The sequence below is a fragment of the Ralstonia sp. 110700041-2 genome, from assembly GCF_056280165.1.
On the sequence record NZ_JBSFAI010000014.1, the window covers coordinates 120434 to 136026 of the forward strand.

The 15593-nt window shown below is 62.7% G+C and carries 25 protein-coding genes; 17 read left to right on the plus strand and 8 right to left on the minus strand.

Annotation, left to right across the window (positions count from 1 at the left end):
- From ACUXH0_RS20115 to ACUXH0_RS20125, 3 genes are read left to right on the plus strand one after another with little or no spacing between them, the layout of a single operon-like run.
- A complete protein-coding gene (locus ACUXH0_RS20115; RefSeq protein WP_011137966.1) occupies positions 1-909 on the plus strand; it encodes a TniB family NTP-binding protein in 909 nt (302 codons plus the stop codon).
- Positions 906-2123, plus strand: coding sequence for a TniQ family protein (locus ACUXH0_RS20120; protein ID WP_011137967.1), 1218 nt, complete (start codon positions 906-908; stop codon positions 2121-2123). Before ACUXH0_RS20115 ends, ACUXH0_RS20120 begins: the two co-directional genes overlap by 4 nt.
- Before the next feature lie 60 nt (positions 2124-2183).
- Entirely contained in the window at positions 2184-2798 is a 615-nt protein-coding gene (locus tag ACUXH0_RS20125) for a recombinase family protein (protein ID WP_000904941.1), read from the plus strand.
- Between the two features lie 52 nt (positions 2799-2850).
- On the opposite strand, the gene merE is transcribed toward ACUXH0_RS20125, so the two are convergent.
- From merE to merT, 6 genes are read right to left on the minus strand one after another with little or no spacing between them, the layout of a single operon-like run.
- Entirely contained in the window at positions 2851-3087 is a 237-nt protein-coding gene (gene merE / locus ACUXH0_RS20130; protein WP_001087809.1) for a broad-spectrum mercury transporter MerE, read from the minus strand.
- Complete coding sequence (gene merD, locus ACUXH0_RS20135; protein ID WP_003465059.1) at positions 3084-3449, minus strand: mercury resistance co-regulator MerD; 366 nt, start codon at positions 3447-3449, stop codon at positions 3084-3086. The genes merE and merD overlap by 4 nt, the downstream gene beginning before the upstream one ends.
- A 16-nt stretch (positions 3450-3465) precedes the next feature.
- On the minus strand, positions 3466-5112 hold the full coding sequence (gene merA / locus ACUXH0_RS20140) for a mercury(II) reductase (RefSeq protein ID WP_000136268.1): 1647 nt from the start codon (positions 5110-5112) through the stop codon (positions 3466-3468).
- Positions 5109-5354 carry a mercury resistance system transport protein MerF gene (gene merF, locus ACUXH0_RS20145; RefSeq protein WP_000654684.1) on the minus strand — a complete coding sequence of 82 codons (246 nt, stop codon included), beginning with the start codon at positions 5352-5354 and terminating at the stop codon, positions 5109-5111. The genes merA and merF overlap by 4 nt, the downstream gene beginning before the upstream one ends.
- 2 nt (positions 5355-5356) lie before the next feature.
- Entirely contained in the window at positions 5357-5632 is a 276-nt protein-coding gene (gene merP, locus ACUXH0_RS20150; RefSeq protein ID WP_000735441.1) for a mercury resistance system periplasmic binding protein MerP, read from the minus strand.
- A 15-nt stretch (positions 5633-5647) separates the two neighbouring features.
- On the minus strand, positions 5648-5998 hold the full coding sequence (gene merT, locus ACUXH0_RS20155; RefSeq protein ID WP_001294667.1) for a mercuric ion transporter MerT: 351 nt from the start codon (positions 5996-5998) through the stop codon (positions 5648-5650).
- Between the two features lie 71 nt (positions 5999-6069).
- On the opposite strand from merT, the gene merR reads away from it, so the two are divergent.
- A complete protein-coding gene (merR, locus tag ACUXH0_RS20160) occupies positions 6070-6504 on the plus strand; it encodes an Hg(II)-responsive transcriptional regulator (RefSeq protein ID WP_000429838.1) in 435 nt (144 codons plus the stop codon).
- 124 nt (positions 6505-6628) lie between these two features.
- On the opposite strand, the gene ACUXH0_RS20165 is transcribed toward merR, so the two are convergent.
- Both ACUXH0_RS20165 and ACUXH0_RS20170 read right to left on the minus strand, forming a co-directional pair.
- The gene (locus ACUXH0_RS20165) at positions 6629-7093 is read right to left on the minus strand and encodes a cytochrome P460 family protein (protein ID WP_208458422.1); all 465 of its coding nucleotides are present in this window, start codon (positions 7091-7093) and stop codon (positions 6629-6631) included.
- A 111-nt stretch (positions 7094-7204) separates the two neighbouring features.
- Positions 7205-7738 (minus strand): carboxymuconolactone decarboxylase family protein, encoded by a 534-nt coding sequence (locus tag ACUXH0_RS20170; protein WP_013521184.1) that lies wholly within the window; start codon positions 7736-7738, stop codon positions 7205-7207.
- A gap of 117 nt (positions 7739-7855) precedes the next feature.
- Between ACUXH0_RS20170 and ACUXH0_RS20175 the strand changes: the two genes are divergently transcribed.
- The 13 genes from ACUXH0_RS20175 to ACUXH0_RS20235 all read left to right on the plus strand — a co-directional run bounded on the left by ACUXH0_RS20175 (position 7856) and on the right by ACUXH0_RS20235 (position 15558).
- Positions 7856-8698 carry a helix-turn-helix transcriptional regulator gene (locus ACUXH0_RS20175; RefSeq protein WP_013521185.1) on the plus strand — a complete coding sequence of 281 codons (843 nt, stop codon included), beginning with the start codon at positions 7856-7858 and terminating at the stop codon, positions 8696-8698.
- Between the two features lie 177 nt (positions 8699-8875).
- Complete coding sequence (locus tag ACUXH0_RS20180; protein ID WP_001247892.1) at positions 8876-9166, plus strand: nucleotidyltransferase family protein; 291 nt, start codon at positions 8876-8878, stop codon at positions 9164-9166.
- Positions 9163-9549 carry a HepT-like ribonuclease domain-containing protein gene (locus ACUXH0_RS20185; protein ID WP_003100872.1) on the plus strand — a complete coding sequence of 129 codons (387 nt, stop codon included), beginning with the start codon at positions 9163-9165 and terminating at the stop codon, positions 9547-9549. The genes ACUXH0_RS20180 and ACUXH0_RS20185 overlap by 4 nt, the downstream gene beginning before the upstream one ends.
- A gap of 15 nt (positions 9550-9564) precedes the next feature.
- Entirely contained in the window at positions 9565-9738 is a 174-nt protein-coding gene (locus ACUXH0_RS20190) for a hypothetical protein (RefSeq protein ID WP_003154411.1), read from the plus strand.
- Positions 9739-9785: 47 nt separating this feature from the next.
- Entirely contained in the window at positions 9786-10142 is a 357-nt protein-coding gene (locus tag ACUXH0_RS20195; RefSeq protein WP_003465043.1) for a cupin domain-containing protein, read from the plus strand.
- 254 nt (positions 10143-10396) lie between these two features.
- Positions 10397-10723, plus strand: a complete 327-nt coding sequence (locus tag ACUXH0_RS20200; RefSeq protein WP_003100858.1) for a hypothetical protein — start codon at positions 10397-10399, stop codon at positions 10721-10723.
- Positions 10720-11220, plus strand: coding sequence for a hypothetical protein (locus ACUXH0_RS20205; protein WP_003100856.1), 501 nt, complete (start codon positions 10720-10722; stop codon positions 11218-11220). Before ACUXH0_RS20200 ends, ACUXH0_RS20205 begins: the two co-directional genes overlap by 4 nt.
- Positions 11217-11588 (plus strand): hypothetical protein, encoded by a 372-nt coding sequence (locus tag ACUXH0_RS20210; RefSeq protein ID WP_003100853.1) that lies wholly within the window; start codon positions 11217-11219, stop codon positions 11586-11588. The genes ACUXH0_RS20205 and ACUXH0_RS20210 overlap by 4 nt, the downstream gene beginning before the upstream one ends.
- Positions 11582-12139, plus strand: coding sequence for a recombinase family protein (locus ACUXH0_RS20215; RefSeq protein ID WP_003100847.1), 558 nt, complete (start codon positions 11582-11584; stop codon positions 12137-12139). The genes ACUXH0_RS20210 and ACUXH0_RS20215 overlap by 7 nt, the downstream gene beginning before the upstream one ends.
- Before the next feature lie 261 nt (positions 12140-12400).
- Positions 12401-13063, plus strand: a complete 663-nt coding sequence (locus tag ACUXH0_RS20220; protein WP_013521175.1) for a peroxiredoxin-like family protein — start codon at positions 12401-12403, stop codon at positions 13061-13063.
- An 80-nt stretch (positions 13064-13143) separates the two neighbouring features.
- On the plus strand, positions 13144-14049 hold the full coding sequence (locus tag ACUXH0_RS20225) for a DMT family transporter (RefSeq protein ID WP_249368007.1): 906 nt from the start codon (positions 13144-13146) through the stop codon (positions 14047-14049).
- Positions 14046-14762: a glutathione S-transferase family protein gene (locus ACUXH0_RS20230; RefSeq protein WP_013521173.1), complete on the plus strand. Its 717-nt coding sequence runs from the start codon at positions 14046-14048 to the stop codon at positions 14760-14762. The genes ACUXH0_RS20225 and ACUXH0_RS20230 overlap by 4 nt, the downstream gene beginning before the upstream one ends.
- Before the next feature lies 1 nt (position 14763).
- Positions 14764-15558, plus strand: coding sequence for an SDR family NAD(P)-dependent oxidoreductase (locus ACUXH0_RS20235; protein ID WP_013521172.1), 795 nt, complete (start codon positions 14764-14766; stop codon positions 15556-15558).
- The last annotated feature ends 35 nt before the right edge of the window (positions 15559-15593 follow it).

Consider the following 15593-nt stretch of genomic DNA (forward strand, 5'->3'; position numbering starts at 1 on the left):
GTGGACGAATATCCCATCATCGACTTGTCACACCTGCTGCCAGCGGCACAGGGGCTGGCTCGGCTGCCGGCGGACGAGCGCATCCAGCGCCTTCGCGCCGACCGCTGGATCGGCTATCCGCGCGCGGTCGAGGCGCTGAACCGGCTGGAAACCCTGTATGCGTGGCCAAACAAGCAACGCATGCCCAACCTGCTGCTGGTCGGCCCGACCAACAACGGCAAGTCGATGATCGTCGAGAAGTTCCGGCGCACGCATCCGGCCAGCGCCGACGCCGACCAGGAGCACATTCCGGTACTGGTCGTGCAGATGCCATCCGAACCGTCGGTAATCCGCTTCTACGTCGCGCTGCTCGCGGCGATGGGTGCGCCATTGCGACCGCGCCCACGGCTGCCAGAAATGGAACAACTGGCGCTGGCACTGCTGCGCAAGGTCGGCGTGCGCATGCTGGTGATCGACGAGTTGCACAACGTCCTGGCCGGTAACAGCGTCAACCGCCGGGAATTTCTCAATCTCCTGCGCTTCCTCGGCAATGAACTGCGCATCCCACTGGTCGGGGTCGGCACGCGCGACGCCTACCTGGTCATCCGCTCCGATGACCAGTTGGAAAATCGCTTCGAGCCGATGATGCTGCCGGTATGGGAGGCCAACGACGATTGCTGCTCACTGCTGGCCAGCTTCGCCGCTTCGCTTCCACTGCGGCGCCCCTCGTCGATTGCCACGCTGGACATGGCCCGCTACCTGCTCACACGCAGCGAAGGCACCATCGGCGAACTGACGCACTTGCTGATGGCGGCAGCCCTCGCCGCCGTGGAGAGCGGCGAGGAAGCGATCAACCATCGCACGCTGAGCATGGCCGATTACACCGGCCCCAGCGAGCGGCGTCGGCAATTCGAGCGGGAACTGATGTGAAGCCAGCGCCACGCTGGCCACTGCATCCGGCTCCCAGGGAAGGTGAAGCCTTGTCTTCGTGGCTCAACCGCGTGGCCCTTTGCTATCACATAGAGGTGTCCGAGCTGCTGGAGCACGATCTTGGTCACGGTCAGGTTGATGACCTGGACACCGCGCCACCACTGGCGCTGCTGGCGATGCTTTCCCAGCGGAGCGGCATCGAACTGAACCGGCTGCGTTGCATGAGCTTTGCCGGCTGGGTGCCTTGGCTACTGGACAGCCTTGATGATCAGATTCCAGATGCATTGGAGACCTATGCGTTCCAGCTCTCGGTGTTGCTGCCGACACACCGCCGTAAGACGCGATCCATCACGAGCTGGCGTGCCTGGCTGCCCAGCCAGCCGATACACCGCGCCTGTCCGCTATGCCTGAACGATCCGGAGAACCAAGCCGTACTGCTCGCGTGGAAGCTGCCCCTGATGCTGAGCTGCCCGCTGCATGGCTGCCGGCTGGAATCCTATTGGGGCGTGCCAGGGCGGTTTCTAGGCTGGGAGAACGCCGACGCCGAACCGCGCACCGCCAGCGACGCGATTGCGGCGATGGACCAGCGTACCTGGCAGGCACTGACGACCGGTCACCTGGAGCTGCCGCGCCGACGCATCCATGCCGGATTGTGGTTTCGGCTGCTACGCACGCTGCTCGATGAGCTGAACACACCGCTTTCGGCGTGCGGAACCTACGCGGGGTATCTCCGCCAAGTCTGGGAAGGCTGCGGGCATCCGCTGCGTGCTGGGCAAAGTCTGTGGCGACCGTATGAAACCCTGAATCCGGCAGTACGGTTGCAGATGCTGGAGGCGGCGGCAACGGCAATCAGCTTGATTGAGGTGAGGTACATAAGCCCGCCAGGCGAGCAGGCAAAGCTGTTCTGGTCCGAGCCCCAAACAGGGTTCACCAGTGGCCTGCCGACGAAAGCGCCGAAGCCCGAACCCATCAATCACTGGCAGCGTGCAGTCCAGGCCATCGACGAGGCCATCATTGAAGCGCGGCACAACCCCGAGACGGCACGCTCGCTGTTCGCGTTGGCTTCCTATGGTCGGCGCGACCCCGCTTCCCTGGAACAGTTGCGCGCCACCTTCGCGAAGGAAGGCATCGCCACGGAATTTCTGTCACATTATGAGCCTGACGGATCCTTTGCATGTCTTAGACAGAATGACGGGTTAAGTGACAAATTTTGACGACCTTAACTTTCCGGCGCACACTGTCACATAATCGAACGTATATGTGACAGGTACGACATGCTGATAGGCTACATGCGGGTATCGAAGGCGGACGGCTCCCAGGCTACCGATTTGCAGCGCGACGCGCTGATTGCCGCCGGGGTCGATCCAGTACATCTTTACGAGGACCAGGCATCCGGCATGCGCGAGGATCGGCCCGGCTTGACGAGCTGCCTGAAGGCGTTGCGAACTGGCGACACACTGGTCGTGTGGAAACTGGATCGGCTCGGACGCGACCTGCGACATCTCATCAACACCGTGCACGACCTGACTGGGCGCGGCATCGGCTTGAAGGTATTAACCGGGCACGGCGCGGCCATCGACACCACGACCGCCGCCGGCAAGCTGGTCTTTGGCATCTTCGCCGCCCTGGCCGAGTTCGAGCGCGAGTTGATCGCGGAGCGCACGATTGCCGGCCTAGCCTCGGCCCGCGCGCGCGGGCGGAAAGGCGGCCGGCCGTTCAAGATGACCGCCGCCAAGCTGCGGCTGGCGATGGCGGCAATGGGTCAGCCAGAGACCAAGGTCGGCGACCTGTGCCAGGAACTTGGCGTCACGCGGCAGACCCTGTATCGGCATGTTTCACCCAAGGGTGAGCTACGTCCAGATGGCGAGAAGCTACTCAGCCGAATTTGATGCCGGCATGAGGCAACGTAGCGACAGCGTGGTTTGTCTCAATGGGAAGCGCTCATGATCGATCTTTGAAGGCCCGCAGCAGTCGTGTCACAGACAGGACGAACAAACCGGTCAGCGTGAGGGCTGCGATACCCCAGTACTCTCCGATGAACGCGCCGGCCGTCGTGCCGGCCAGCACAATGGCGAGAATCGGCAAATGGCAGGGACAGGTGAGCACGGCCAGCGCGCCCCACAGGTAGCCGGTGATCGGTTTGTGCGTCTCGGACGGCAAGCGCTCGGGGCTGTTCATGGCAGACTCTCCGCGTGCTGTGCCGGCTCGGTCGGCATGGTGGCCAACTGCACCTCCAGATCGGCCAACGCTTCGCGCCGACGCTCGACGAACTGGCGCAGAACGGCAAGCTGCGCGGCCGCTTCATCGCCGTCCGCAGCATCCAGCGCCCGGCACAGCCGCGCCAGCGCGTCCAGGCCGATGCCCGCCTCGAAGGCCGCCCGCACGAAGCACAGCCGTTGCAAGGCGGCATCATCGAACAGGCCATAGCCGCCCGGGGTGCACGCCACCGGACGCAGCAATCCGCGCAGCAGGTAGTCGCGCACGATATGCACGCTCACCCCGGCATCAAGGGCCAGCCGGGACACGGTGTAGGCGCTCATTGAAAACCTCCTTTTTTTATCCAGCGCAGCAGGAAAGCTGCTTCACGTCCTTGTTGAAGGTCTGCGCCGCAAGCTTCAACCCCTCGACCATTGTCAGGTAGGGGAACAACTGGTCGGCCAGTTCCTGCACCGTCATGCGGTTGCGGATGGCGAGCACCGCCGTCTGGATCAGTTCGCCCGCTTCCGGGGCCACCGCCTGCACGCCGATGAGCCGTCCGCTACCTTCCTCGATGACCAGCTTGATGAAGCCGCGTGTGTCGAAGTTGGCAAGCGCTCGCGGAACGTTGTCGAGTGTCAGCGTGCGACTGTCGGTCTCGATGCCATCGTGGTGCGCTTCCGCCTCGCTGTAGCCCACGGTGGCGACTTGCGGGTCGGTGAACACCACTGCCGGCATCGCGGTCAGATTGAGGGCTGCGTCGCCGCCGGTCATGTTGATCGCGGCACGGGTGCCGGCGGCCGCTGCCACGTAGACGAACTGCGGCTGGTCGGTGCAGTCGCCGGCCGCGTAGATGTTCGGGTTGCTCGTGCGCATGCCTTGGTCGATAACGATGGCCCCTTGCGCATTGACAGTGACCCCCGCCGCGTCCAGCGCGAGGCTGCGCGTATTCGGTGCCCGACCGGTGGCAACCAGCAACTTGTCAGCGCGCAATTCACCGTGTCCGGTGGTCAGCACGAATTCGCCGTTCACATGGGCGACCTGGCTGGCTTGCGTGTGCTCCAGCACCTCGATGCCCTCGGCGCGGAAAGCGGCTGTCACGGCCTCGCCGATGGCCGGGTCTTCCCGGAAGAACAAGGTGCTGCGTGCCAGGATCGTGACCTGGCTGCCGAGCCGGGCAAAGGCTTGCGCCAGTTCCAACGCCACCACCGACGAACCGATCACGGCCAGGCGTGCGGGAATGGTGTCGCTGACAAGCGCTTCGGTGGAAGTCCAGTAGGGTGACTCTTTCAGGCCCGGAATCGGCGGCACGGCCGGACTGGCACCGGTGGCGACCAGGCAGCGGTCGAACGTTACCTCGCGCTCGCCACCCTCGTTCAAACGGACGACCAGGCTCTGGTCGTCCTTGAAACGCGCTTCACCGTGCAAAACGGTGATGGCTGGATTGCCGTCCAGGATGCCTTCGTATTTGGCGTGCCGCAGTTCATCGACACGGGCCTGCTGCTGGGCCAGCAGTTTGCTGCGGTCAATCGCAGGCACAGTTGCCGCAATACCGCCGTCGAACGGACTTTCCCGGCGCAGATGGGCAATATGGGCAGCGCGGATCATGATCTTGGACGGCACACAGCCGATATTGACGCAGGTGCCGCCGATGGTGCCGCGTTCGATCAGCGTGACCGTCGCGCCTTGCTCGACGGCCTTCAGCGCCGCCGCCATCGCGGCCCCGCCGCTGCCAATGATGGCGATATGCAAACCGGCGCCCTCAAGTGCATCACGGATTTTTGGTTCATCTTTGAAATCACCAACCCGGATCGAGCCTTGATAACCCAATGCGGCGATGGCGGCCAGCAGTTGGTTGTGGCTCACGGCGGTGTCTGCCATGACTTGCGCGCGGCTTTCTGGATAGGACACCACAGCGGCATTCACGCCGGGAATCTTTTCCAAAGCATCTTTGACATGGGTGGCGCAGGATGTGCAGGTCATGCCATTCACGGTGATTTCGGTCATTTTTTTACTCCATTGAATTTCGGGGTGCAGCAGGCATCGGCTTGGCGTTTTCGTTGGATGGCGTAGATGGTCAAGCCGATGAAAATCGCCAGCGCAGGCAGCAGCACATAGTCCAGATAGCCGGTCAGCGCGGACAAGCCGACCACACCGAGCAAAATGACCAGAACAGGGGTGAAGCAACACAGCGCCACGAGGGTTGTGCCAATGATGCTGACCCGCAGCAGTGTCTTCGGGTCTTTCATGATCAGTTCTTGACTGATGATGGGTAGCCCGCATCCTCGGTAGCCTTGGTCAGTTTCTGCACGCTGGTCTTGGCATCATCGAAGGTGACCACCGCTTCGCGCGTCTCGAAGGTCACGTCAACTTTACTGACGCCATCGACCTTGGAAATCGCCTTCTTGACAGTGATCGGACAGGCCGAGCAGGTCATGCCCGGTACGGACAGCGTAACGGTCTGGGTGGCGGCCCACACGGGGGCAACAACGGCAGCGAGGGCAAGGGCGGAAAGCAGCTTTTTCATGGTGAACTCCTGTGATCAATAGAAAAATGGCACGACGTAGGGAAATCCGAGCGCGACCAAAACCAGCACGGCCACGCCCCAGAAAATGAGCTTGTAAGTAGCTCGCACTTGGGGAATCGCGCAAACCTCACCCGGTTTGCAGGCGGCTGACGGCCGGTAGATGCGCCGCCAGGCGAAGAACAACGCCACCAGCGCCACGCCGATAAAGATGGGGCGATAGGGTTCCAACACCGTCAAGTTGCCGATCCAAGCGCCGCTGAACCCCAAGGCGATCAGAACCAGCGGCCCGAGGCAGCAAGCCGAGGCGAGGATGGCGGCCAGCCCGCCAGTGAAGAGCGCGCCGCGCCCGTTTTGAGGTTCAGACATACGTTTGTCCTTTCGAATCTGAATTGGATAGCTTAAGCTTACTTCCGTAGTTATGTACGGAGTCAAGCGATATGGAAAACAATTTGGAGAACCTGACCATTGGCGTTTTCGCCAGGACGGCCGGGGTCAATGTGGAGACCATCCGGTTCTATCAGCGCAAGGGCTTGCTCCCGGAACCGGACAAGCCTTACGGCAGCATTCGCCGCTATGGCGAGACGGATGTAACGCGGGTGCGCTTCGTGAAATCAGCCCAGCGGTTGGGCTTCAGCCTGGATGAGATCGCCGAGCTGCTGCGGCTGGAGGATGGCACCCATTGCGAGGAAGCCAGCAGCCTGGCCGAGCACAAGCTCAAGGACGTGCGCGAGAGGATGGCTGACCTGGCGCGCATGGAGGCCGTGCTGTCTGATTTGGTGTGCGCCTGCCATGCGCGGAAGGGGAACGTTTCCTGCCCGCTGATTGCGTCACTGCAAGGGAAGAAAGAACCGCGCAGTGCGGACGCGGTGTAGCCCGAGGGAACTACGCCTTAGCGTGCTTTATTTTCCGTTTTCTGAGGCGACTCCAACGTCAGAAAAGACCGTGCGGTCGACTTTTGATATTTCGTGCTGTCGCCTTCTGAAAGTGACAAGCAAGTCAGTGCTGGGTCAGTGTCGGATAGCCCTGGATGAATACGCGGTCGGTCTTGGCCGCCGGCACATGGCAGCCCATGCAGTCGGCTGCGTAGCTGACGGCGACATTCTTGGCGGGGGCGTCGGCCTTGAACAGCGCCCAGCCCCAGCCGTCGCCCCACAAGGGGTTGCTGGCGAAACGGCCTTTGGCGTCCTTGACCATCACGAACCACACGGCCGCATCGGAACCCCAGACCACAGGGTCGCCGGTGGTCATGGCGCTGGTTTCGAGCTTGCGGATCTCTTTCACCAGCGTGGCGCCGTCCGGGAACTTGCCGGTCTTGCGGTAGTGCTCGGCCGAGGCCTTTTCGGTGTACACATCGTGCAGGCCGCGAGAGGCGGATTTTTCGTCCAACACCGCATATGAGCCCAGGTGGACGAAGTTTGTGCGGAAGTCTGTGGGGCGGCTGATGCCGCCCTGGCTGTCCACATAGGGCGAAAAGTCGCCGGCCGTGACGGCCAGTGGCAGGACGAGGGCGCTGGCGAGCAGAGCGCCGGTGAGTGCGATTTTCGTTGTGTTCTCCTTATATGCCTATGGAGATCAGACGGCGACCACGGGGAAATCCACCGTGGTGTCGGCGATGTGGTTGGTGTAGTTGGTGAGCGTGTTCAGCGCGATGTTGGCGATCACTTCCAGTATCAGGCCGTCGTCGAGCCCCGCGCGGCGGTAGTTGGCCATGGCGTCGGCCGACACCACGCCGCGTTGCTCGACCAGCGCGCGGGCAAAGCCGGCAATTGCATCGTCAAGTGCGTTGGCCGCCTGGCCGGTGCGGGCCGCGGCGATGGCCTCTGCCGACAGTCCGGCACCTTTGCCGATCAGGGTGTGTGCGCTCAGGCAGTACTGGCAGCGATTGGCTTGACCGGCAGCCAGCGCAACGATCTCGCGCTGGGTGGCACTCAGGCGGCCGGTGCCCAGCGTTTCGGACAGGCCGAGGTAGCCGTTGAGCGCTGCCGGCGCGTGGGCCAGCGTGGCGAGCAGGTTCGGCACCACGCCGAGCTTGGCTTTGACGGCCTTGAGTGTGGCAGCGGTAGCGGCGTCAGCGGTGTCGATGGTCAGGGGGGCGATTTGGGTCATGTCTATCTCCGTAGTGGGTGAGGTGCAAGAGCACGTGGGCATGATCGCCCTTTGTTTGGTACGATATGGCACGTAAAGTATCAAATACGTAACCTATCGTCTTATATGGAGAGTGGAATGGCGGATCGACTGGCCGGCTTGCTCCGGCACTACTCGCTTTCGGCGCGCGTTTTTCACAGCGGCGCCTTCTGTGGGCAGCATCATTACGCGGCGCCGCATGGCTATATCCATCTGGTGCGGCGCGGCCCGATTACGGCGCGTTCGCCCGTGCATGAAGATCTGCTGGTTACCGAGCCGAGCCTGCTGTTTTATCCGCGCGTGGCGTCGCATCGTTTTGTCGCCGCCCCCGGCGATACCGCTGAGCTGTTGTGTGCGGAGGTCGATCTGGGCGCTTCGACGGGCAATCCGTTGGCCATGGCCTTGCCGTCGATGCTGCTGATTCCGCTGGCGGACTTGCCCGGCCTCGGGCCGACGCTAGAGCTGCTGTCTGCCGAAGCCGAGCGCGACCAGTGCGGTCGGCAGGCCGCCATCGACCGCTTGTGCGAGTTGCTACTGATCCAGTTGCTGCGTTATCTGATGGATGGGCGGCTTGGCGCCACCGGACTGCTGGCGGGACTGGCCGACCCGAAACTCGCGCGCGCCATAACCGCCATGCACGATGCGCCGCAGACCGCGTGGTCGCTCGAGGCGCTGGCGGCGCAGGCGGGCATGTCACGCGCGCGCTTCGCCGCCGCGTTCAAAGACGCGGTGGGCGTCACGCCGGGCGACTATCTGGCCGACTGGCGGATGAACGTCAGTTGCACCCTGCTCAAGCAGGGGCGTCCGGTGGCGGTGGTGGCCGACCGCGTCGGCTACGGCAGCCCGAACGCGTTGGCGCGCGCCTTCCGCGTGCGCATGGGCTGCGCCCCGCGCGACTGGCTGGCGCAGCAGCGCGGTGACGCGTCGCTCAGCGGTTCGTGAGTTTGAGGTCGATTCGCCGGTTCTTGGCGTAGGCGGCGTCGGTGTTGCGCTCGTCGAGCGGGTGAAATTCACAGGCGCGGCACGGGAATCAAGGCATTGCGATTCTCGAAAATAGTTCTTGAAATTCTATTCTTGATTGCATATCATCTCAACGAGTTTCGATAAGAAAGGATGCGCATGCGACCGTCTGTTGTGCTTGACATGAAGCGAAGCGCAGTGCGTGAAGCGGTAGGCCGCTTTCGCGCCGCGAACCCGCGCGTCTTCGGCTCGGTGCTGCATGGCACCGACCGGGATGGCAGCGACCTCGACCTGTTGGTCGATGCGCTGCCCGGTGCCACGTTGTTGGACTTGGGCGATTTGGAAGAAGAACTGAAATCGCTGCTCGGCGTTGACGTCGATCTGCTGACTCCCGGCGACCTGCCGCCGAAGTTCCGGGCCAAGGTGCTCGCGGAGGCGCAACCGATATGAGCGAGAACCGCCTGCCCGATTACCTCGACCACATTCAGCAGGCCGCAACCGATGCGCGCAGCTTCGTGGAAGGGATGGCCAAGGACGACTTCTTGGCCGACAAGCGCACCCAGCAGGCCGTCATCATGAGCCTGATCGTCATCGGCGAGGCGGCCACAAAGGTGATGGATGGCTACGTCGAGTTCACCCAGGCGCATGCCGACGTGCCGTGGCGCAGCATGCGCAATATGCGTAATCGCATGGCTCACGGCTATTTCGACATCAACCTCGATGTGGTGTGGGAGACGGTACAGGAATGGCTGCCGGCGTTGCTCCAGCAATTGCCCGCCGTGCGTCAAGATGCCGACGATGAAGACCGTAACGACAAAGGCATGGAGCCATGACCAATCAAGCCGCCGATGTTCGGCCCCTCTGGCGTGTTCGATCCCGCGACCTATGAGCCGCGCTCGGGCAAGACCTTCTGGATGGCCGCAACGGACGTGAGTTCGCTGGTGGGCAAGGAGGCAGCAGCCGACACGCTCATCGGCAACTGCACGACCGCACGACCAGCCTCCCGTTCAAATTCGAGTTAGAACTCATATCCAGCCTGTCTGGGGGCACTGTGAAAGAGGGATCTCCGATGACTGTTGAATCGAGAATATTTTCTGTAGCCGAGTATGTTCAGCCGTCCGAAGGCGAGCCTATTCGTTCCGTTGTGCTTGAAACCCGAGACTCAATTATCGTGGTTTGGCATGTCCATCCCGGGCAGGAAATTGCGGCTCACATTCATCCTCACGGCCAAGACACGTGGACTGTTTTGTCGGGAATGGCTGATTACTTTCAGGGCAATGGGATTGTTCGTGCCCTCAGGGAAGGTGAGATAGCCGTGGCAAGACCGGGCCAAGTGCACGGGGCGCGAAATACAGGTACCGAGCCATTTGTGTTCGTCTCGGTTGTGGCATCAGCCAATGCCGGTTTCGTATTGGCTGAGCGATAGAGCCCAATCTCTGGAGTTGGTCCAATGAGCGGTCGGGGAGATAGGTAACAGACATGCAGCGGACACGGCTGCTAAACCAGGTCGCAAACCTCCTTGCGTCGCAGCGTGCCGCAAGCGACGCGATCAATCGAATGGGGTCGGCATGAGACTGAACACCATCCAGTTCCCGACCGCGTAGCCGCCTGTCCTGCCGATCAGGTCTTGACCATCGACGCCTGGGATCAGTCCTGAATGTTCTTGGAGACCACTACGTTATGAGCCGCAGCCGCCGCAAAACACCCATCGTCGGGCACACGACCTGCGGCAGCGAGCGCGAGGACAAGAAGCTCTGGCATCAGCGCTGGCGCACCCGTGAGCGCACGGCGCTGACCAGCGCGTCGCCCGAAGCCCTGAGCGCCCATCTGCCCCTGCTGGAAAACCAGGCCAGCAGCGTCTGGTCGATGGGCAAGGATGGCCGCTCCTACTGGCCCGTCAAGCGCCAGGCCGCCACGGCGGATCGCATCGCCAATCACAAGGGACGCAACCCGCAAGAACGCGCCTCCCTGAAAAAGCGCCTGCTGCGCAAGTGGATGAGCAAATGAAGCTCTCCTTCCATCAGCACATTGCGCTGTTCTGGATGATCGGTGCTCCGGGCGTCTTCGCGCCCGTGATCGAGAACGCCAAGCGGCCCGATGCCGGCGCCGTCATGGCGTGGGGTGTCGCGATCGTGGCGGTGATGATCCTCTTCACCCCTTTGCTGCTGCGCTGTCCACCATTCCGGCGCTGGTATGGCCGGACGGATGCGCTGTCGGAGCGGCAGCGCCAGGCGCTTGCCGAGCGCGGCCTGCGCCGCTACTACCAGACCGCTTTCGATGACGGCTACGTGCCCCGCGTGATGCCCTACGTGTGGCGCATCATCTGGACGGTCGGCGGGTTGATGGCTGTGACCGCCGTACTGCCTACCAACACCGGACGGCCAGCCTTCGATGCCTTGGTGGTCTTCTCGACCTGGTATCCGATAGGCGTGATGCTGCTGGTTTTCGCGTCGAGGCCCCTTGGCCGGTTGATTCGCCAAAGAGCACAGGAGCGGCGGAAATGAGCACGTCAACCATCGAGGCGCTGGCCAGCGCCTGGGCAAGGATTGCCGAGGAAGCGGAATTCCCCGCTGACTACGAGGGGACTGCCACACCACAAGCGCATCGGGCTAGCGAAGCTATTCAGGAGCAGATTCGGGAGCGCATCGTCGCCACCAACGACATGCGGCTGTTCAGCCTGCTGCACCTGCTGGGTCAGGCGTCGCTGCGCATGGAGCAAGCGCTGTGGCCGGAGGATTACGAGCGGATGACGCGCGAGGTTGAGGAAGCCCTGCGGCAAGCCACCGACGCCAACGCCAGATCGTACACCCACGAAGAAGTGATGCAGGCGATGCAGGAACGCATCGACCGGGCGCGAGACAAGCCATGTTGATTGGCTATGCGCGCGTCTCGACGCAGGATCAGAACCTGGAGCTGCAACGCGAAGCCTTGAGCAAGGCCGGATGTAAAAAGGTCTTCGAGGACAAGGTGAGTGGCACGCGGGCAGACCGGCCTGGCTTGGCCAAGACGCTCGAAATGCTGCGCGAAGGCGATACTTTGGTCGTCTGGAAGCTCGACCGGCTGGGCCGGTCGGTCAAGCAACTGGTCGATCTGGTCGGCGATCTGCACAAGCACGGTGTCCAGTTCAGGAGCCTCACCGACTCCATCGACACCGGCACACCATCCGGGCGGTTCTTCTTCCACGTCATGGCGAGCCTTGCCGAAATGGAGCGCGAGCTGACCGTCGAGCGCACCCGCGCCGGGCTGGAAGTCGCCAAGCAGCTCGGCCGCAAAGGCGGCCGCAAGCCGAAGATGACCGACAGCAAGATCGAGTCGGCCAAGAAGCTGCTGGCCAGCGGGGTGCCGCCCAAGGACGTGGCCAAGAACCTCGGCGTGTCCATTCCGACGCTGTACCGCTGGGTGCCAGCCTCCACGCACGCTTAGCGTGCTTTATTTTCCGTTTTCTGAGACGACCCCAATAGACGACTGCACAACAGCCTTCAAACCGCGTTGTCTGGTGCAGTCGTCTTCTGAAAATGACAGGTGGGGCATCTTCCATGCGCAGCCGTTGACCTGTATAGGCTTCTGATGCGACCTGCATTCAGGCAAAACGCTTGACACAAGCCATTTTTTATCGACTGATATAAAATAACGGGAGTCCGCTGCGATCCCCGCCGCGACTGCCTTGCTCGAAGGGAGATCCAAGTGGCCGTTATTGATCTTGATCGACAACTGCAAGAATTGCGAAAGGAGTTCGCCCGCACCGCTCCAGCCGGCCGGGTCGCGCTCTATGAGTCCAGGATCGAGGAACTGCGATCGACCTTTGCGAGGCACGCTGCGCTGAAGGAGGGAGACAGGGCCCCCGACTTTTCGTTGCCGGACGCCCAAGGCGGCACGGTGTCGCTGTCCGCTGCTCTCAAGCAAGGTCCTGTGGTGGTGACCTTCTATCGAGGTGGCTGGTGTCCGTACTGCAACCTCCAACTGCGGTCCTACCAGGCCTTGCTGCCCGAGTTGGCATCCTTTGGCGCAAGCATGCTGGCCATCTCACCTCAGCTTCCGGACGCATCACTGTCAACCGCGGAGCGCGAGGCGTTGACGTTTAACGTCCTGAGCGATCTGGGCAATGACGTGGCTCGCCAATTCGGGCTGGTCTATCCATTGCCGCAGGAACTGCGCGATGCCTTGAGTTCCAGCAACAAGGCGCTGCCGAGCATAAATGGGGACGCCAGTTGGGAGCTGCCCGTTCCCGCCACCTATGTGATCACGCCGAACCAGAGGATCTCGCTGGCTTTCATCGAGGTCGATTACCGGCAGCGATTGGCCCCGCAGCGACTTCTTGCGGCGCTGCAAGAGCAGGCGGTTACGTGACGCAGGCCGTCGACTTGGTGCAAGAAGCGGTAGTCGGACCGGCTGCCGCGTCGTGGCCTCAGAGATCATCCCGGAACGTCTTGCGCGGATTCTGCTGGGCCGGGCTCAGCGTCACGATCTTTGCGGGCTGGTTCGTCGTGACGCGCTTCAGTGTCACGCGCGAACTTCGCCTGTGGGATGTGACCGCGCTGCGGTTCGGCATCGGTGCCGTCATTCTTCTTCCAGTGCTGTTGCGGGGAAAGAGACGCCTATCAGCCAAGGAATGGCGTGAGGGGCTGGTCTATGCCTGCCTTTGGGGGTTGCCCTTCGTCCTGGCGGTCGCGCTCGGCCTGCAGCTCACGTCGGCCGGCCGCGCGGCAGCGATAGCGCCGACCCTGATGCCGGTATTCGCCGGCGCCTTCGCGTGGATTTTCCTGAAAGAGAAACAGGGCCGCGCGCGCTGGTGTGGCTACCTCGCCATCATCATCGGACTGGTGTTCATGGTTGCAGGCGGTGTTTCCGCTCACGGTGGCATGAACCCGATGGGCCTCATCGCCCTGATGACTGCCGCTGCCATGTGGGCCGTCTACACGCTGCTTTTTCGGCGCAGCGCCCTGACACCTGTGCAGGCCGCAGCCCTGATCTGCTTCTGGTCGGCCATCCTCTTCCTGCCGATCTATATTTTTGGCGGGCTCAGTCGCCTCGCCATGGCCTCACCCAGCGAGATCGGCTTGCAGGCCGTCTATCAGGGCGTCCTGATGAGCGGCGTTGCGATCGTTTCCTTCAATCGCTCTGTCGCGCTTCTGGGCCCATCTGCGGCCACAGCCATCATCGCCCTGATTCCGGTCGTTGCTTCGCTGGCCGCCATTCCCGTACTTGGAGAGCTGCCGTCTGGTGGAGAGTGCGTTGCACTTGCCGTCGTTGTTGGCGGCGTGCTCTTGGCAGCACGTCCTGCCCGTAAAGCAGCGAAGCCATCGATTTCCGCAACCACGAGGCATACACCATGATCCGGTTCTACTTTCATCCGACCCCCAACCCCGCAAAGATCGCGCTCTTTCTGGAGGAGACCGGTCTGGCCTACGAAGCCTTGCCGGTCGACACAAGCAAGGGCGAGCAGCATGCGCCCGCCTTTCGTGCGATCAATCCGAACGGCAAGGTACCGGCCATCGTCGATACCGAGGGGCCGGGCGGCAACGAAGTCAGGGTCTTCGACTCGACCGCCATCCTGATCTATCTGGCGGAAAAGACCGGCCAGCTTCTGGGCACGTCCGAGGATCGGCCGGAGTTGCTGTCCTGGCTGCTCTTCATCGCCTCGGGATTGGGGCCGTTCTCCGGGCAGGCGGTGCACTTCCAGTTCGCCGCGCCCGAGGGCTTGGACTACGCGGCCAATCGTTACCGCCGCGAGGCGGAGCGGCACTATCAGGTTCTCAACGATCACCTGTCCGGACGCGAGTTCATCGTCGGCAGCGGTTTCACGATCGCCGACATCTCCGCCTGGGGCTGGCTCGATCGCGCTTCCCGCGTGCGCAAGGGCGCCGAGGATCCTCTGGGGCCCTTTCCCGAACTGAAGCGGTGGTTCGCAGGCGTGGATGCGCGTCCGGCGGTCGCTCGCGCCCGGGCGCTCGCCAAGAGCCATGCGTTCAAGGCGATCAACGACGAGGAGACCAAGCGTGCGCTCTTCCCGTCGAACTATCCCCCTGCATCGGCGCAAGGAGTTTGAAATGGAACTGAAGAACAAGCGGGTCCTCGTCACGGGCGGATCGAGCGGGATCGGCCTCGCGCTGGCCCATGCGCTGATCGCGCGAGGCGCCAGGGTGGTCATCACCGGAAGGCGCAGAAGCGTCCTGGACGATGCACTGCGCAGCCTTGACTCGGCGACGGGCGTCTGCGCTGACGTGGGAAGTCCCGAGGGACGCGCGGCCACGCTGGACCAGGCGATACAGACGCTGGGCGGACTCGACATCCTCGTCAACAACGCCGGCGGCGTGCGGGCTGGCCGGCTGGAGAACACCACGGAAGCCGATATCGAGCAGATGGTGATCGTCGACTTGCTCGCGCCAGTCTTGTTGACCCGCGCGGCGCTCCCCGCTCTGCGGGCCAGCGGAGATGCCATGGTGGTGAATGTCGCCTCCGGCATTGCCCTGGTCGGCGCACCCTTCTATGCAACGTATGCCGCGGTGAAAGCAGGTCTGGCTCGCTTTGGCGAGGCGCTCAGGCGCGAGCTCAAGGGCGAAGGCATTCATGTGTTGACGGCCTATCCTGGAGGCACGGACACGCCGATGATGAAGTCGAATCGCGCTGGTCCCGAACTGGGGTTTTCGCGCGAGCCTGCTTCTGCGGTGGCCGATGCCATCGTCGCCGGGATCGAGGCGAACGCTTTCGAGGTCATCCGGGGCGGGGAGGCGAGAGCCCAGATGATTGCGCTCAACCGTAACGATCCGGTAGCGGTCGATGCGAGATTCCTGACGCTCAAGAGCGCGCTGGAAGAGGCGGTCAAGGACCACAGCGCATTGTGACGACGCGGCATCAAGCACCGCATCCACTCACGAAG

Bases quoted from the DNA above. Each gene is read 5' to 3' on its own strand.
- ACUXH0_RS20125 (WP_000904941.1), top strand. From the start codon at position 2,184: ATGCTGATAGGCTACATGCGGGTATCGAAGGCGGACGGCTCCCAGGCT.
- merE (WP_001087809.1), bottom strand. From the start codon at position 3,087: ATGAACAGCCCCGAGCGCTTGCCGTCCGAGACGCACAAACCGATCACC.
- merD (WP_003465059.1), bottom strand. From the start codon at position 3,449: ATGAGCGCCTACACCGTGTCCCGGCTGGCCCTTGATGCCGGGGTGAGC.
- merA (WP_000136268.1), bottom strand. From the start codon at position 5,112: ATGACCGAAATCACCGTGAATGGCATGACCTGCACATCCTGCGCCACC.
- merF (WP_000654684.1), bottom strand. From the start codon at position 5,354: ATGAAAGACCCGAAGACACTGCTGCGGGTCAGCATCATTGGCACAACC.
- merP (WP_000735441.1), bottom strand. From the start codon at position 5,632: ATGAAAAAGCTGCTTTCCGCCCTTGCCCTCGCTGCCGTTGTTGCCCCC.
- merT (WP_001294667.1), bottom strand. From the start codon at position 5,998: ATGTCTGAACCTCAAAACGGGCGCGGCGCGCTCTTCACTGGCGGGCTG.
- merR (WP_000429838.1), top strand. From the start codon at position 6,070: ATGGAAAACAATTTGGAGAACCTGACCATTGGCGTTTTCGCCAGGACG.
- ACUXH0_RS20170 (WP_013521184.1), bottom strand. From the start codon at position 7,738: ATGACCCAAATCGCCCCCCTGACCATCGACACCGCTGACGCCGCTACC.
- ACUXH0_RS20175 (WP_013521185.1), top strand. From the start codon at position 7,856: ATGGCGGATCGACTGGCCGGCTTGCTCCGGCACTACTCGCTTTCGGCG.
- ACUXH0_RS20180 (WP_001247892.1), top strand. From the start codon at position 8,876: ATGCGACCGTCTGTTGTGCTTGACATGAAGCGAAGCGCAGTGCGTGAA.
- ACUXH0_RS20185 (WP_003100872.1), top strand. From the start codon at position 9,163: ATGAGCGAGAACCGCCTGCCCGATTACCTCGACCACATTCAGCAGGCC.
- ACUXH0_RS20190 (WP_003154411.1), top strand. From the start codon at position 9,565: ATGTTCGGCCCCTCTGGCGTGTTCGATCCCGCGACCTATGAGCCGCGC.
- ACUXH0_RS20195 (WP_003465043.1), top strand. From the start codon at position 9,786: ATGACTGTTGAATCGAGAATATTTTCTGTAGCCGAGTATGTTCAGCCG.
- ACUXH0_RS20200 (WP_003100858.1), top strand. From the start codon at position 10,397: ATGAGCCGCAGCCGCCGCAAAACACCCATCGTCGGGCACACGACCTGC.
- ACUXH0_RS20205 (WP_003100856.1), top strand. From the start codon at position 10,720: ATGAAGCTCTCCTTCCATCAGCACATTGCGCTGTTCTGGATGATCGGT.
- ACUXH0_RS20210 (WP_003100853.1), top strand. From the start codon at position 11,217: ATGAGCACGTCAACCATCGAGGCGCTGGCCAGCGCCTGGGCAAGGATT.
- ACUXH0_RS20215 (WP_003100847.1), top strand. From the start codon at position 11,582: ATGTTGATTGGCTATGCGCGCGTCTCGACGCAGGATCAGAACCTGGAG.
- ACUXH0_RS20230 (WP_013521173.1), top strand. From the start codon at position 14,046: ATGATCCGGTTCTACTTTCATCCGACCCCCAACCCCGCAAAGATCGCG.
- ACUXH0_RS20235 (WP_013521172.1), top strand. From the start codon at position 14,764: ATGGAACTGAAGAACAAGCGGGTCCTCGTCACGGGCGGATCGAGCGGG.